At 64.7% G+C, this 15,406-nt stretch carries 13 protein-coding genes; 6 read left to right on the forward strand and 7 right to left on the reverse strand.

From position 1 onward, the window contains the following. The first annotated feature begins 8 nt into the window (after nucleotides 1-8). Genes NAV27_RS15545 through NAV27_RS15555 form a run of 3 tightly spaced genes read left to right on the forward strand, consistent with a single transcriptional unit; the run spans nucleotide 9 to nucleotide 5,269 of the window. Nucleotides 9-2,057, forward strand: a complete 2,049-nt coding sequence (locus NAV27_RS15545) for a type VI secretion system Vgr family protein (protein WP_102828227.1) — start codon at nucleotides 9-11, stop codon at nucleotides 2,055-2,057. A gap of 48 nt (nucleotides 2,058-2,105) precedes the next feature. Beyond that, nucleotides 2,106-4,508 (forward strand): hypothetical protein, encoded by a 2,403-nt coding sequence (locus tag NAV27_RS15550; RefSeq protein WP_102828226.1) that lies wholly within the window; start codon nucleotides 2,106-2,108, stop codon nucleotides 4,506-4,508. Further along, the gene (locus NAV27_RS15555) at nucleotides 4,505-5,269 is read left to right on the forward strand and encodes a hypothetical protein (RefSeq protein ID WP_102828225.1); all 765 of its coding nucleotides are present in this window, start codon (nucleotides 4,505-4,507) and stop codon (nucleotides 5,267-5,269) included. The genes NAV27_RS15550 and NAV27_RS15555 overlap by 4 nt, the downstream gene beginning before the upstream one ends. A 745-nt stretch (nucleotides 5,270-6,014) precedes the next feature. On the opposite strand, the gene NAV27_RS15560 is transcribed toward NAV27_RS15555, so the two are convergent. Continuing rightward, on the reverse strand, nucleotides 6,015-6,236 hold the full coding sequence (locus NAV27_RS15560) for a hypothetical protein (protein WP_102828223.1): 222 nt from the start codon (nucleotides 6,234-6,236) through the stop codon (nucleotides 6,015-6,017). 176 nt (nucleotides 6,237-6,412) lie between these two features. Between NAV27_RS15560 and NAV27_RS15565 the strand changes: the two genes are divergently transcribed. Both NAV27_RS15565 and NAV27_RS15570 read left to right on the forward strand, forming a co-directional pair. Beyond that, complete coding sequence (locus NAV27_RS15565) at nucleotides 6,413-7,813, forward strand: iron-containing redox enzyme family protein (protein ID WP_369805781.1); 1,401 nt, start codon at nucleotides 6,413-6,415, stop codon at nucleotides 7,811-7,813. A gap of 19 nt (nucleotides 7,814-7,832) precedes the next feature. After that, on the forward strand, nucleotides 7,833-8,780 hold the full coding sequence (locus NAV27_RS15570) for a methyltransferase (protein ID WP_102828221.1): 948 nt from the start codon (nucleotides 7,833-7,835) through the stop codon (nucleotides 8,778-8,780). Between the two features lie 115 nt (nucleotides 8,781-8,895). On the opposite strand, the gene NAV27_RS15575 is transcribed toward NAV27_RS15570, so the two are convergent. The 6 genes from NAV27_RS15575 to NAV27_RS15600 all read right to left on the reverse strand — a co-directional run bounded on the left by NAV27_RS15575 (nucleotide 8,896) and on the right by NAV27_RS15600 (nucleotide 14,308). After that, nucleotides 8,896-9,828: an AEC family transporter gene (locus NAV27_RS15575; RefSeq protein WP_102828220.1), complete on the reverse strand. Its 933-nt coding sequence runs from the start codon at nucleotides 9,826-9,828 to the stop codon at nucleotides 8,896-8,898. 199 nt (nucleotides 9,829-10,027) lie between these two features. Beyond that, nucleotides 10,028-10,549 (reverse strand): transcriptional regulator, encoded by a 522-nt coding sequence (locus tag NAV27_RS15580; protein ID WP_102828219.1) that lies wholly within the window; start codon nucleotides 10,547-10,549, stop codon nucleotides 10,028-10,030. Between the two features lie 60 nt (nucleotides 10,550-10,609). Then, nucleotides 10,610-11,782 carry a zinc-dependent alcohol dehydrogenase gene (locus NAV27_RS15585; protein WP_102828218.1) on the reverse strand — a complete coding sequence of 391 codons (1,173 nt, stop codon included), beginning with the start codon at nucleotides 11,780-11,782 and terminating at the stop codon, nucleotides 10,610-10,612. Nucleotides 11,783-11,948: 166 nt separating this feature from the next. Continuing rightward, nucleotides 11,949-12,587 carry a LysE family translocator gene (locus NAV27_RS15590; protein WP_102828217.1) on the reverse strand — a complete coding sequence of 213 codons (639 nt, stop codon included), beginning with the start codon at nucleotides 12,585-12,587 and terminating at the stop codon, nucleotides 11,949-11,951. A 64-nt stretch (nucleotides 12,588-12,651) separates the two neighbouring features. Continuing rightward, nucleotides 12,652-13,482: an AraC family transcriptional regulator gene (locus tag NAV27_RS15595; RefSeq protein WP_043294851.1), complete on the reverse strand. Its 831-nt coding sequence runs from the start codon at nucleotides 13,480-13,482 to the stop codon at nucleotides 12,652-12,654. After that, entirely contained in the window at nucleotides 13,448-14,308 is an 861-nt protein-coding gene (locus NAV27_RS15600; protein WP_102828216.1) for an NAD-dependent epimerase/dehydratase family protein, read from the reverse strand. Before NAV27_RS15600 ends, NAV27_RS15595 begins: the two co-directional genes overlap by 35 nt. A 175-nt stretch (nucleotides 14,309-14,483) precedes the next feature. Here NAV27_RS15600 and NAV27_RS15605 point away from each other — a divergent pair, with 175 nt between their 5' ends. Next, complete coding sequence (locus NAV27_RS15605) at nucleotides 14,484-15,404, forward strand: hydrogen peroxide-inducible genes activator (RefSeq protein ID WP_102828215.1); 921 nt, start codon at nucleotides 14,484-14,486, stop codon at nucleotides 15,402-15,404. Nucleotides 15,405-15,406: the final 2 nt, after the last annotated feature.

Genomic DNA, 15,406 nt, shown 5'->3' on the forward strand with positions numbered 1-15,406 from the left:
AAAGCCCAATGTTCAATGCGGCCAACGAAACCCACTTCAGCCTGACCCTGGAAGGCGTCGAACACGACTTCCAGGTGCTCGAGTTCCGGGGCCGCGAGGCCATCAGCCAGCCCTATCGCTTCGACCTGGAGCTGGTCAGCGAGCGCACCGATCTGGATCTGCAGGCACTGCTGCATAAACCCGCCTTTCTTGCCTTCGACCCGGCCGGTAAAGGTATTCATGGTCTGGTCCACCGCATTGCTCAGGGTGAATCGGGCAAGCGCCTGACCCGCTACCGCCTTACGCTCGTGCCGCAGCTGGCCTACCTCGCCTATCGCACCAACCAGCGTATCTTCCAGCACCTGACAGTGCCGCAGATCATCGCCCAGGTACTCGAGGAACAGGGTATCCAGGCCGATGCCTACCGCTTCCAGCTCGGTCCGGTGATCTACTCGCCGCGCGAATATTGCGTTCAGTACGACGAAACCGACCTGCACTTCATCCAGCGCCTGTGCGAGGAAGAGGGTATCCATTACCACTTCGAGCACAGCACGGCCGGCCATGTGCTGGTCTTCGGCGACGACCAGACCAGCTTCGCCAGGCTCGGCCAGCCGACCGCCTATCTGCAGGACAACGGCATGACTGCCGACGAGCCGGTGATCAAGCGCTTCGCCGTACGCGTCGCGACCCGCACCAGCCGCGTCAGTCGCCGTGATTACGACTTCGAACAACCCAAGTTGCTAATGGAGGCGGCCTACCGCGGCGAATCGGCGGCGGACGCGCTGCCGCAACCCGACCTGGAAGACTACGATTACCCCGGCAGCTTCACCGAGCGCGCCCGCGGCAAGCACCTGTCGCAACGCGCGCTGGAACGCCACCGCAGCGATTACCGCCTTGCCGAAGGCAGTAGCGATCAACCTGGGCTGGTCAGCGGCCACCTGCTGGAGATATCCGACCACCCACGCCGGGAATGGAATGACCTCTGGCTGCTTACCGAAGTGCTGCATGAAGGCAAGCAGCCGCAGGTGCTGGAACAATCGGTCACCAGTCATGTCGCGCCTAGCGATGGTTTCGTCCAGGGCTACCGCAACCGCTTCAGCGCCACGCCCTGGGATATCCCCTTCCGCCCAGCCCTTCACCATCCGAAACCGAAAGTCCTCGGCAGCCAGACCGCCGTGGTTACCGGCCCAGCCGGCGAAGAAATCCACTGCGACGAGTACGGCCGCGTGCGCGTTCAGTTCCACTGGGACCGTGAAGGCCAGGCCGACGACAAGTCCAGCTGCTGGCTGCGCGTCAGCTCCAGCTGGGCCGGCGACCGCTATGGCGGCATCGCCATCCCGCGGGTCGGCATGGAAGTGCTGGTGACCTTCCTCGAAGGCGATCCCGACCAGCCGCTGGTCACCGGCTGCCTGTACCACAAGGAGCACCAGGTTCCCTACGACCTGCCGGCCAACAAGACCCGCACGGTGTTCAAGACCCTGAGCAGCCCGGGCGGTGGCGGCTACAACGAACTGCGCATCGAGGACCGCAAGGGCGCCGAGCAGATATACCTCCACGCCCAGCGCGACTGGGACGAGAATATCGAGCACGACCAGAAGATTCGCGTCGGCCACGAACGTCACGACACGGTGGAAGCCAACAGCTACAGCGAATTCCGCGCCGAGGAACACCTGACCGTTGCCAGCGACCGCAAGATCGAAGTCAAACCCGATGACCACCTCACCATCGCCCAGACCCAGCACATCAAGCTCGGCACCGCCCAGCTGACCAAGGCCGGCCGCGAAATCCACCTCAAGGCCGGGCAGAAAATGGTCATCGAAGCCGGCATCGAACTGACGCTCAAGGCCGGCGGCAGCTTCATCAAGCTCGACCCGGGCGGCATCACCGTCTCCGGCCCGCTGGCACGAATCAACGCCGGCGGCGCATCGGGCAAGGGTTCGGGGATCAAGATCAAAGCGCCAGTGCTGCCGGGGATGACGGATAGCGACAAGGCGGGGAGCTTGTTGGAGCAGGCACTGCCGGGCGAGCCGATCAAGCCAACCAGCAAACGCAAGCGCTCGCTCAATTTCTCGGGCTAAGAACAGAGCCGGCTGCGCAGCTGGCTCGAACGCAAGGAAGCATCGAACATGGCCGAACTCAAGCCGATCAACTGGGCTTATCCGTTTCCCAGCAAGGACACCAGCAACAATCCGCTGCAGCTGCTTACGCATATGGCCCAGGCCAAGGGCGGGTTCTACCCCACCGGCGACAACGGCTTGTGGCATGGCGGCGTGCACTTCGACGAAGGCACGGCTGCTGCATTCGACCAGTCCAGCGTGCGCTGTATCGCCGACGGAGAGGTGATTGCCTACCGTATCGACAAGCGCTACCCCGTTAGCGAATTTACCGACGAGATCCCGCGTGTCAAACGAGCGCCCTTTTCCACGGGGTTCGTTCTGGTCAAGCACCGTCTCCAGCCGCCACCCCTGCGGAATGCAGATGGCAGCATCGCCGAAAGCCCGCCCCCTCCAAGCCTGACCCTCTACAGCCTATACATGCACCTGCTCGACTGGGCGGGCTATCAGGCGCAACCGAACTTGCCGCACCCCGCTTTCTGGGGAACCAGCCGCTGTACGGTGAATACGCAGAATCAAGGTCTGAGCGTCCGCGCAAGCCCCAACAAAAATGCCGCCAAGCTATCGGAGCTGTCCAGGGGTGCTGAAATCGTCGTTGGCGAAACGCAAGGTGAGTTCAGCAAGCTGGTCAGCTTGATCAGCGGCACGGCACAACCCGCTCTAGCAAGCGACGATAAGGGGCAACTGCCCGGCTATGTATTCACCAGCTTGCTTAAACCGCAGAGCGAGCCAGCGGAATACGACAGGGTTGTCGTGCTCGACAACGGGCTGCCGATCAAGGCGGGTGATCTGATTGGCCATCCGGGCCTATACCAGAACCACGACAGCGCTGCTCAGCACATGGTCCATGTCGAACTGTTCAGCTGCGACGATGTGCCCGGGTTCATCGCCCGGAGCCGCGCCTGGGCCAGCCGCTTGCCGGACGACCAGAAAACCCTGCTCAAAGTCTACAAAGGCGCCAGCAAACTGATTGCTCATCGAGAGGGTATCAATGCGGGAAATCCTCCCAAGCTCAGCGACAAAGGCACGCAGGTCGGTGTCGACCTGATAATCCCGCAAGCGCTGCTGGATGGGTTGCCGGCTTCGCACAAGATTCAGGTCACCATCCCTGCCGAAGGCAGCACACCGGCAAGCACATCCACATGGTGGCGACTGGACGGCCTGTTCGCCGACGATAACGGCAACCCCATCGATGGCTGGCTCGCCGAGCAGGAGCTGATCACTACTCGTCACAGCCCGTGGGAATGGGAGGGCTTTCAATGCATCGAGGAAACCGGAACGCCCGTCGAGAAGCTCGCCTATTCCTTTAATGCCAAGGGCCTGCTGAGCGCAGAGGAGCAGCAAAACTACCGTGTCCAGATCAGCAACGCTGACGGCGGCCCTCTCACAACCATTGCTCGGCTGTACGATATCGTCGATGCAAACAAAGACGGCACGCTGACGAGTCGCGAAATCCGAGCAGCGCTGGCCAAGCCCTGGCACGCCCATATGCTCGGCCAACTGGTCACCAAGTATGAAAGCGAGTGGTTCTGGAGTAGAAGCAAGTGGGATGAGCTTGATCCGCTACTGGCGGAAGAACCCGGAACGCCGAATCTTGTTTGGCAAGAAGAAAAGCAGCGAATCGAGAAGTTAAGCTGGTGGGGTGATCTGGCTGGAAGGCATGGGATTTCGAACGATAGGAAAGCATGGCATCTTCATTCCATTGCCACAGTGGGCCATTTTTTGTATGCGAGCCGATTGATTGATGTCGATCGATTTATCGACGAGTACACTTGCCAGCACGAGCAATTCGCGGCAAATACGCCAGCTTTTTCTCCCGCCTCAAAAACTAATCTTCGTATAATCGTGGAACTCATTAATAAGTATTATGAAAGAGCCCCCGAGAAATCAAACCTTTTCGAGCTAGCGTATATGTTTGCCACCGCCCGACATGAAGCCTACTACTTCCCATCAGGAGAGTTCTTTAGCTCTAAACCAGAGGTTGGCAGCATTGCTTATTTCAACAAATATGACCCGGTGCTAGCTGCAACCCAAGAGCATCGTGATCGCGCAATGGAGAATGGAAATACTCAAGAAGGCGATGGCTATAAATACCGCGGGAGGGGCCTCGTACACCTCACATGGAAAAATAACTACCGCAAGGCCGAAGACCATTTTGATATTCCATTCGTAACCCAGCCTGAGCAAGCAGCCGAGCCTGAACATTCTGTGCCCATTATGATATGGGGTATGAAAGAAGGAATTTTTACTGGTAAAAAGCTAAGTAACTACATTAATCCAAATGGGGTAGATTATTTGGAAGCCAGACGGATAATTAACGGCACCGATCAGCGGCAACGCATCGCCGGCTACGCGCAGAAATTTGAAGCCATCCTCAGAAAAACATCGTCGGCTAAGGAAACCTTCGTTCCATGAGACCCTTAATAGCTTTTGCGATATTCATTGCGGCAGCCCTAGCCACCACCACATATGCAAAGCCATATACCATAACAGTTAATAGAGCCGACTCTTCAGAGAGTTATACCGCCGACATCGAAAGCGGCATTTTAATAATTGAGAGAAGTGGAGAGACGATCACGACACTCCCAAATATCGTTGGCTATACAGGACAGATCACGAGGGCTCTAACATCGTTCAACAACGGTCCCGCCCTAAGTTACGAAAACTCTGGATCAAATACATACTTTGAGGTTTTCTATACCCTAACACTTAACAAGAGCACCCCTCTTATAGACTGTGCCTATGCTAATATCCGCAATGGGCAGAACGGTGTCTCCGTTCGAAAAGCCGTATGCAATCTAGAAGCCCCCCTATCAAACAATTATCAAGATTTAATTTTTAAATACTCTGATGCCTGGATTGACGCGTCCAACAAGGTATCACTTCAGTCTATTATGGACGAGCCATCCAAAGCTGCTTTAGTACTTCTCGGCTCGCTGGGCGAAGTTAATTTGTCATTGCGCTACGAGTCGATTGAAGACCTAATGTCTGCCACCCCAGGAACCATAGCGACAAAAGGTGGAGAATTCCATGAAGTGACCGCCGGCAATGCTTATTTAGTATATGACGCCGATGGAATTACACCCTTAGCACTAGATGTAGAAATGGACCCTATCTCACACACATTGAAGCGGCTTACGCCCACGGAGCTATCGCGCGCCATTGACGCTAACTAGATCTGACGATCACGGGTGGCGCGATAACTTAGAGATACGCAGCGAAGTGATTCCAACTAAGACGCCTCCTGCAAGCTTCGAAGTGGTTGAAGGTGAGAATAGCGTCTTCAGCCTTCTACGAGACCGGTGCCTGCCACCACACCCCGTAGCATCGCTCGCAAGGTCGTCAAAACCTGTCGAAGCAGCTACGCGGACAACAGGCTGACGACGGCAAACCGGCCGATGTTGGCCTGCGCCACTACGGTCTGGGTGACCGCGGCATAGCTCGAGGGGCTGCGCTGCGTCAGCTGTCGTCGCGCTGTGCTGGCAACTGCCGGCGCAGGCGGTGCCGCTGGATATCGAAGGCATCCGCGGCAACCAGCTGATCGGCTACGGTTGGGCGAAGGCCACGGACAGATGCCTTCGCTTCTGGTTATTCAGGGCGACCGGCGCGGCGGCGGACTTAAGAGCAGGTCGTTGCGCCGACACCTCGGCGCGCAGCGCACTGCTCGCGCGCCAGCCCTGCGCGTCCGCCAGCAGTTGGCCGTTGGGTTGGTCAGGCGTTCGGCGGCATCCAGGCTGTCCTGCACTGGCTGTGACCACTGCGGATGCACCGTTGCGGCCTGCAGGTCGCGGAGAATGTTGAGCGGCGCGCAGCGATGCATGCGCAACACGCGGCCGATGTATGACAGCCAACAAGCGACCGCCCGCGGCCGGGGTTTAAGACCCACCAGCGAAAACCGTGCACCAGTCGTCGTTTCGCTCGCTAGCGGGCGTCGTCCGGCCCCTGCTTGTCGTGCACGGCCTCTTCGTCGCTGAGCTCATCGACCAGCTCCGGCGGCACGTTGTAGGCGCCGCCCGGCACGTCGGCCTCGTCGCCGCCGGCGACTTCACCGTGGGTGATGGTGGTTTCCGGATTCTGCTCGTGGGCGTCGCCGCTCTGATCGATGGACTCGATGCTCTCGCGGCCGCTCTGCTCGGTATTCATGCTGGTGCCTCCGGCTGTCCGCGCGGCGCCGACGGGCTGCCGCTCACCGCTTTAGTGATGACCCGCGCGCGGGAAGTTGCAAGCCGCACAGCGGCCACTCGGCGGGCGGGCTGAACTAATGGCCGCCGCGGCCGGCCCAAATCTGCATACCACTGCCGCCAAACAAGACCATGCCGATGACTCTGCACCGCCTGCCCGCCGCGCCGCGCGCCGCCGATCCGCGACCACCGCAGGAATCGCGCGAGCTGTATTTCGCCCTGCTCGATGGCGCCAGTCATGAGGACGCCGCGCACTACCTGCAGGACCAGCTGCAACGTGCGGCCGCGCTGCCCTGCGACCTGCCGGACGATCCGGCGGCGCTGGACGCCTGGGTCAGGCAGCGCACCGAAGCCGTCGGCCGTCAGTACCAGGCCTACCTGGAGCAGCGCCGCGCCGGCGGTGCGCGGCGCTACTTCGCCAGCAAGGCGCATGCGCTGCACTTTCTGCGCGGCGTGGCGCCGACCAAGCTGGTCGACGGCGCCTGGCTCTACGGCCTGCTGCAGCGCTGGGACGATGGCCGCTTCACCGCGCTGATCCAGACCTATCTGGAGGAGCTCGGCGAGGGCCTGCCGGAAAAAAACCATGTAGTGCTCTACCGCAAGCTGCTCGCCAGCCAGGGCTGCGACGACTGGCAGCAGCTGGACGACGAGCACTTCGTGCAGGGTGCCATCCAGCTGGCGCTGGCCGAGCACGCCGAGCGCTTCCTGCCGGAGGTGATCGGCTTCAATCTCGGCTACGAGCAGCTGCCGCTGCACCTGCTGATCACGTCCTATGAACTGACCGAGCTGGGCATCGATCCGTACTACTTCACCCTGCACGTCACCGTCGACAACGCCGACAACGGCCATGCGCACAAGGCGGTGCAGGGTCTGCGCGCCGCCTGGCCGCAGATGGGCGACGGCGCGGCGTTCTACCAGCGCGTGCGCAACGGCTACCGGCTCAACGACCTGGGTGCCAGCACCGTCTCGGTGATCGGCGACTTCGACCTGTCGACGGAGGTGCAGCGCATCTTCGAGAAGAAGGCCGCGGTCGGGCAGTTCGTGCATTCCGACTACTGCCGCTTCGAAGGCCGCACGGTCAATCAGTGGCTGGCCGAGGACGTCGAGCAATTCCTCGCCTTGCTCGAGACTCGCGGCTGGATCAAGCGCGGCCACGATCCGCAGGAAAGCCGCTTCTGGCAGCTGATCGTCGGCGAACAGGCACCGATGTTTGGGGTTTTCAGCACTTACGAGCAGCAGATGATCCACGACTGGATCGCCGGCGACTGGCACGCCGAGGGCAAGCGCAGCCCGCGCGGCGCGCTGCTCAAGAGTCAGGCGCGGTTCAACGCGCGGCGCCCGGCGGCGGATGCGACCGTGCCGCAGGCGCCCGCCGGTAACGACTTCGACGCCGAGCTGCAGTTGCTGGAACAGCAGCTCGCCCGCCAGCCGGACCGTGCCGCGCGCATGCGTCTGCTGCTGCCGCTGCTGACACCGCAACGCCACCACAGCGCTGCCGGCCTGCTGGCCACGCGGCTGTTCAACGGACTGTTCAACTGAAGGCCTCAAGGGACGCATCATGACCATGGAAACCGCGCAGGACCGCGCGTTGCTGCATCTGGGCCAGGCCCTGCGCGAGCGCGGCTATCACTTCATCACACCCACGCCGCTGACCCATGAACGGGTCAACCAGCGTCCGCAGAATGCACTGGCCGGCGACCTGCCCGGGGTGTTCGGCTGGAGCCGGCCGTTCCAGCACGAGCTGCTGCCGCCGCCGCTGTTCAGCCTGATGGACCAGGCGCAGGTGCTCGAGCCGTGCGGCCCGCGCTGGCGCTCGCGAGTACGGCTGTCGAGCCTCGATGGCCAGCTGTTCGTGCATTCGGCGTATCCCACCGACTCGGCCGACGCGGTGTTCTTCGGCCCGGATACCTACCGCTTCGCCAGCGCCATCCGCTGCCACCTCGACCGCCACACCGGCGAGATCCGCCGCGCCGTGGACATCGGCTGCGGCTCCGGCGCCGGCGCGATTCTCACGGCGCTGGCGCGGCCGCAGGCCGAGGTGCTGGCGGTGGATATCAACCCCGAGGCGCTGCGCCTGACGCGCATCAACGCGGCGCTGGCCGGCGCCGACAACCTGCGCGCCGAACACAGCGACCTGCTCAGCGCCGTCGACGGCGAGTTCGATCTGATCCTGGCCAATCCGCCCTATCTGGTCGATCCCGGCGAGCGCGCCTACCGCCACGGCGGCGGGCCGTTGGGCGCCGGGCTGTCGCTGGCGATCCTCGATGCAGCGCTCGGCCGGCTGGCGCCGGGCGGCACGCTGCTGCTGTATACCGGCGTGGCGATGCTGGACAACCAGGACCCGTTCCTCGCCGAAGCCTGCCAGCGTCTGGCCCCGACGCCGCTGACCTGGCGCTACCGGGAAATCGACCCGGACGTGTTCGGCGAGGAGCTGCTCGGCGGCGCCTACACCCGCTGCGACCGCATCGCCGCCGTGGTGCTGGAAGTAACGCGCCCGGTGAGCTGACCGTTAGCATGTGGATAGCGCGTGGAAAACGCTTCGCGGTTTTCCGCCCTACGGCAGCTCCGGCGTAGGGTGGATAACGCCGCAGGCTTATCCACGCGCCAAGTGAGCGCGCAGATCAGACCGGCAACAGCACCAGGATCAGCGACAGGCTGATCAGCGAGCCCAGCGTCGACAGCAGCACCACCCGCGACACCCGCGAGCCTTCGCGGCCGTAGAACTCGGCAAGCATGTACGGGCCGGTGCCGGTGGGCAGCGCGCTGAGCAGCAGCGCCGAATAGGCCCACAGGGTCGGCAGCGCGAAAACCTGGAACGCCAGATACCAAGTGATCAGCGGCTGCACCAGCAGCTTCAGCCCCACCAGCGGCCACACCCCGCGCACCGGGCCGGCCGGCTGCGGTTGGGCGAGGAACAGCCCCAGCGAGGCGAGCGCGCACGGCGCCGCCGCCGCACCCAGCAGCTTGAGCAATGTGGCCAGCGGCACCGGCAGTTGCGCGTCACTGGCCGCCCACAGCGCACCGAGCATGGGCGCGACCACCAGCGGGTTGCGCACCAGCGCCCAGCTCACCTTGCCCAGCGTGCGCAACAGGCCCTGCCCGGCGTGCAGCCCGGTTTCGACACAGGCCAGGGCAATGGCGAACAGCACGCAGACCACCACGATCGAGGCAACCATCGCCGGCTGCAGCGCCTCGTCGCCGAGCACCAGCATGCACAGCGGAATGCCGACATAGCCGGTGTTGGCGTAGGACGCGCCCAGCGCATCCAGGCTGGCATCCACCAGCGGCTGCTTCTGCAGCAGGCGATAGCCGAGCGTGAAGGCGAACACGCCGAGGCAGCCGACGGTGAAGGCGGCGATGAAGCCCGGCTGCCAGAGCTGCGCCCAGGTCGAGGTCGCGACCACGCTGAACAGCAGCGCCGGCAGGCCCAGCCAGACGACGAAACGATTGAGTTCGGAGGCCCCAGTCGGCCCCATGCGCCCGCTGCGGCGGCACACAAAGCCGAGCAGGATCAGCGCGAAGACCGGCAGGACGACATTGACGACCGACGACATGACTACTCACAGACAGGGTCGCACGCCACAGGCGCACGACCGGAACGGCCGGCCACCTTAGCAAAAAATCGCCGCTACGCAGCACGCAACTCGTATGCCGCCGGGACACCCGCGCGCCATCGACGTCGTGCCGGTAGGGTGGATAACGGCGCAGCCTTATCCACCACTCTGCGGTGCCGCGCCAGGGTAAGCCGAGGCGCTAGTGCAGCTGCGCCGGCGGATAGCCGTTGGGCTCGGCACGCGCCGCGGCGAACTCGGCGTCCACCGAACCGCGCGCCTGCGCCGTGCCGTTGGGGAAGCCGCTGCGGTCGCCGAAATCCCACTCGGTGGCCGGCATGCGCTCGGCATCCAGCCCCTTGGCGCAGCTCAGATCGAGCGCGGTAATACCCGCCACCGCGCCAGCAGCGATGGCCGCCTTGGCCGGCTCACGGCCATGCTCGATACTCCAGCCAAGGCAGCCGACGTCCAGCGCATCACCACCGATGCGCCCGTAGATCCAGGGCTTGGGATCGTCCGCCAGCAGGATGCCGACGCCGGTGGCGATCTCACGCAGCCCGCAGGCACGGATCAGCCCGTCGCTGCCGGGCATGCCGATGAAGCGCGCGACCTGGCGCGGCGCGACCAGCTGGACGACGCCCAGGCCGATGCTGAACCAGCCCAGCCCGCGCGCCAGCGAGCGAGCCGAAGGGTTGGGCCGGGTAACTTGCCGTGGAATGCTCATGCAGACTCCTCGCTCGATATGTTCGCAGGCCGATCCCTACCGTAGGGATCGGCGACCAGGTCATGGCTTGAGGACCACCTTGATGCAGCCGTCGTGCTTGTCGCGGAAGGTCTTGTACATCTCGGGGCCCTGCTCGAGGCTGACCGTGTGGGTGATGACGAAGCTCGGATCGATCTGGCCTTCCTGGATGCGCTTGAGCAGGTCGTCGGTCCAGCGGTTGACGTGGGTCTGGCCCATGCGGAAGGTCAGCCCCTTGTTCATCGCCGCGCCGAACGGGATCTTGTCGATCAGCCCGCCGTAGACGCCGGGGATCGAGATGATGCCGGCCGGCCGACAGACGTAGATCATTTCGCGCAACACGTGCGGGCGGTCGGTTTCCAGCATCAGCGCCTGCTTGGCGCGGTCGTACATCGAGTCGATCGAGCGCGCCGCATGCGCCTCCATGCCGACCGAGTCGATGCACTTCTCCGGGCCCTTGCCGCGGGTCAGCTCGGCCAGGCGCTCGACCACGCTTTCCTCGTCGAAGTTGATGGTGATGGCGCCGCCGGCACGCGCCATCGACAGGCGCTCGGGCACGTTGTCGATGCAGATCACCTGCTCGGCGCCCATCATCACCGCGCTGCGGACGGCGAACTGGCCGACCGGACCGGCGCCCCACACCGCCACGGTGTCGGTCGGCTGGATGTCGCACTGCGCAGCGGCCTGCCAGCCGGTGGGGAAGATGTCGCCGAGAAACAGCACCTGCTCGTCGGTCAGGTCGTTGGGGATCACCACCGGGCCGACATCGGCGTAGGGCACGCGCACATACTCGGCCTGGCCGCCGGCATAGCCGCCAGTGAGATGGGTATAGCCATAGAGCCCGGCGGTGCTATGGCCGAAGACCTTGTCGGCGATGTCCTTGTTGCGATTGGTACGCTCGCAGACCGAGAAATTGCCGCGCCGGCACTGCTCGCATTCGCCGCAGACGATGGTGAAGGGCACCACCACGCGGTCGCCGACCTTGAGCTTCTTGTTCGCCGAGCCGACTTCCATCACCTCGCCCATGAACTCGTGGCCCATGATGTCGCCGTGTTTCATGCCCGGCATGAAGCCGTCATACAGGTGCAGGTCCGAACCGCAGATGGCACAGGAGCTGACCTTGATGATGGCGTCGCGCGGATCTTCGATCGTGGGGTCGGGGAGGTGGTCGTCGCAGCGGATGTCGTGCTTGCCGTGCCAGCGTAGCGCTCTCATGGGCAATCTCCAGATCGGGGGTCGGGGCGCCGCCTCGGTGATCTCCCTGTGCCTCGCTGACTGCGCGGGGTGCTGCCGCTCCTGCCGTGCGACGTGTCGTCTGAGTTTTAGTAAGTCCCGCCGCCGCAGAGTTGCCGCCGGGCCGACGGACTGCATGCGCAGGCCATTACCTCGGCACAGCGGTCACCAGCAACCAGCCACCGAGCGCCAGCAGCAATGCGCCGCACAGCCGGTCGAGCGTGCGCACCCGCCGGCGCAGCCAACCACGCCAGCGCGCGTGGCCGAGCAGGCGCACCAGCGCCAGGTCCCAGCCGAGCACCACCGCCGCCATCCAGGCCATCGCCAGCGCCAGCCCCCAACCGGGCACCGCCGCTTCGCGCAGCACGCCGAACAGGCCGGCATAGAACAGCGGCAGCTTGGGATTCAGGCTGCTGGCCAGCAGGCCTTGGCCGAAGCCGGCCCGCCAGCGTCCACCGGTTTCGCCGGTTTCGCCGTCGCCGGCGCCGTCCGGTAGCTGCAGTTCGCGCCGGGCCAGCAGCGCCTGGCTGCCGAGCCAGCAGAAATAGCCGCCGCCGACCAGCTGCAAGGTGCGCCACAGCCCGCCGTTGGCGCCGGGCAGCGCCGCCAGGGCGAGCAACACCAGCAGCATCGACAGCAGATTCGCCAGGGCGATGCCGGCCGCGCAGCCATCGGCCTGGCGCCGGCCATGCAGCAGCGCCGCACGGATCAGCAGGAAAAAATCCGGCCCCGGGGACAGCAGGGCGGCGAAATGCGTACCGGCAACCAGCAGAAATAACCCGATCATGACCGCCTCCTTCGACAGGGGCGGCCAGACTGCCGCAGCGGCTCGCTACGGTCTTGGAAGAAACTCAGGCCCGCGCGGTAGCGCGGAACTGCCCCGGCGTGACGCCGGTGAAACGGCGGAAGGTGCCGCTGAAGTGCGCCTGATCGTAGAAGCCCAGGCCCAGCGCCAGCTCGGCCAGCGTCTCGCCATCGAGCAGGCGGCGCTTGGCCTCACGGATGCGCCGCTGCAGCAGCCAGGTGTGCGGCGGCACGCCATAGGCGCGGCGGAAGGCTTCGATCAGATGACGCGGATGGCGCTGCAGCTGCTCGGCCAGCGCCTGCAGGCTGACCGCCTCGCTGTAATGCTGCTCGAGGTAATCGCGCAGGGCGGCGACCGTACCACCGTCACGCCGGGCCGTCTGCATCGGCCGCAGGCCGCCGTGACGGGTAAACACCAGCTCCAGCAGCTGCAGCAGGCGGCTCTCCAGGCCGAGCGCGTCGCCGTGCTGGAAATCGCCGGCCAGTTGCGCCAGGCCGGCGGCCACCGCGCCATCGTCGGTCGGGTTGAGCTGGCGAAAGCCACGCGGCAGCCGCTTGCGCCCGAGCAGCGCCGGCAGCCGCGCCTCCTCGATGTAGAGCATGCGGTAGATCAGCCGCGGCGATTCGGCATGGCCGGTGTGCGGCTCCTGCGGATTCATCAGCGACAGCGTGCCGGCCGGCAGCGCGTGGCGCGCGCCGCGACACTGGTAGCCGCCGACACCGTGGAGGATGGCCCCGATGGCGAAGGCATCGTGGCTATGCCGGCCGAACGGCTGGCCGGAGAAGTCGGCATGGAACAGCTCCACGCCAGGCAGCCAGGGCCGTGCCAGCAGGCGGTTGCCGTCAGTCACGCCGCTCGCCGAGCGTGGCGTAGCCATCGCGATAGCTCGGATAGCGCGGCGCCCAGCCCAGCGCGCGGGCACGCGCGTTGCTGCAGCGCTTGCTGCCAGCGCGGCGGGTCATGCTCTGCTCGGCCCAGTGAGTGACGCCGAGACGCGCCCGCAACCAGTCCACCACCTCGTGCAGCGGCGCCGGATCGTCATCGACGCCCAGGTAGCAATCGTCCAGCGGCTCGCCACGCGCGTCGGCCTGTAGCAGGAACGCCAGCAGCGCGGCGGCGTCGTCACGGTGCAGGCGGTTGCTGTACTGCGGCGGATCGCGCTCGACGCGCAGGCCGGCGCGCACCTGATTCTGCATCCACGGCCGCGTCGGATCGTACAGCCCGCCCATGCGCACCACCGTCGCCGGCAGCCCGCAGCCGAGCACCTGACGCTCGGCCTCCAGCATCACCCGGCCGGTGTAGCCGCTGGGTTCGGTGGGCGAGGTCTCGTCGATCCACTCGCCATCGTGCTGGCCGTAGACGCCGGTACTGGAGATGAACAACAGCCGCCGCGGGCGTTGGCCGCGTTGCTCGAGCCAGTCGAGCACGTGTCGCACGCCGGCGACATAGGCCTGGCGATAGCCCGCTTCGTCGTGCTGGCTGGCCGAGGCGGCATAGACGAGATAGTCCAGCTCGCCATTCGGCCAGGTGCGCGGGCATTCCGCGCCGCTCAGGTCACCCTTGACCGGCAGGATCGGCACCGGCAGGCCGGCGGCTTCCCGGCGCATGCCGTACACCCGCCAGCCGTCACGACTCAGCTGCAGCCCCAGGCGGCACCCCACATCGCCACATCCGGCGATCAATACCGAACAACGCTTGCCCATCCTTCATCCTCCGGCAACCCGAGACCGCATCATCTTCCTGTTGCGCAGTGTAGCGCTGCTGGGCTGACTCACGTCGAACGCCATACGCCGCTTGCCGAACGCCGGGCGTTCGCACGCAGTTGGTGAGACCGCTACGCAAAGGCTATGCTTGCCGCCAACTCGATGGAATTTGACTATGACCCTCACCGAACTGCGCTACATCGTCACCCTCGCCCAGGAACAGCACTTCGGCCGCGCCGCCGAGCGCTGCCACGTCAGTCAGCCGACCCTCTCGGTCGGCGTGAAGAAGCTCGAGGACGAGCTCGGCGTACTGATCTTCGAGCGGACCAAGAGCGCGGTGCGCCTGACCCCGGTCGGCGAAGGCATCGTCACCCAGGCGCAGAAGGTGCTGGAGCAGGCGCAGAGCATCCGCGAGCTGGCCCAGGTCGGCAAGAATCAGCTGGCCGCGCCGCTCAAGGTCGGCGCCATCTACACCGTCGGCCCGTACATGTTCCCGCACCTGATCCCGCAGCTGCACCGCGTGGCGCCGGACATGCCGCTGTACATCGAGGAAAACTTCACCCACATCCTGCGCGACAAGCTGCGCACCGGCGAGCTGGACGCGATCATCATCGCGCTGCCGTTCCAGGAAGCCGACGTGCTGACCAAGCCGCTCTACGACGAGCCGTTCTACGTGCTGATGCCAGCTGACCATCCGTGGACCGCGAAGGAAACCATCGACGCCGAGATGCTCAACGACAAGAGCCTGCTGCTGCTCGGCGAAGGCCACTGCTTCCGCGATCAGGTGCTCGAAGCCTGCCCGACCACCCGCAAGGGCGAGGCACCGAGCCACACCACCGTCGAGTCCAGCTCGCTGGAAACCATCCGCCACATGGTCGCCTCGGGCCTGGGCGTGTCGATCCTGCCGCTGTCGGCGGTGGAGAGCCACCACTACTCCCCCGGCGTGCTGGAGACCCGCCCGCTGACGCCGCCGGTACCGTTCCGCACCGTTGCGATCGCCTGGCGCGCCAGCTTCCCGCGGCCCAAGGCGATCGAAATCCTCGCCGACTCGATCCGCCTGTGTTCGGTAGGCAAGCCGCCAGCCGCAAAAGCCTGAGG

Source organism: Stutzerimonas degradans, assembly GCF_024448505.1.
Taxonomy (GTDB): Bacteria; Pseudomonadota; Gammaproteobacteria; order Pseudomonadales; family Pseudomonadaceae; genus Stutzerimonas; species Stutzerimonas degradans.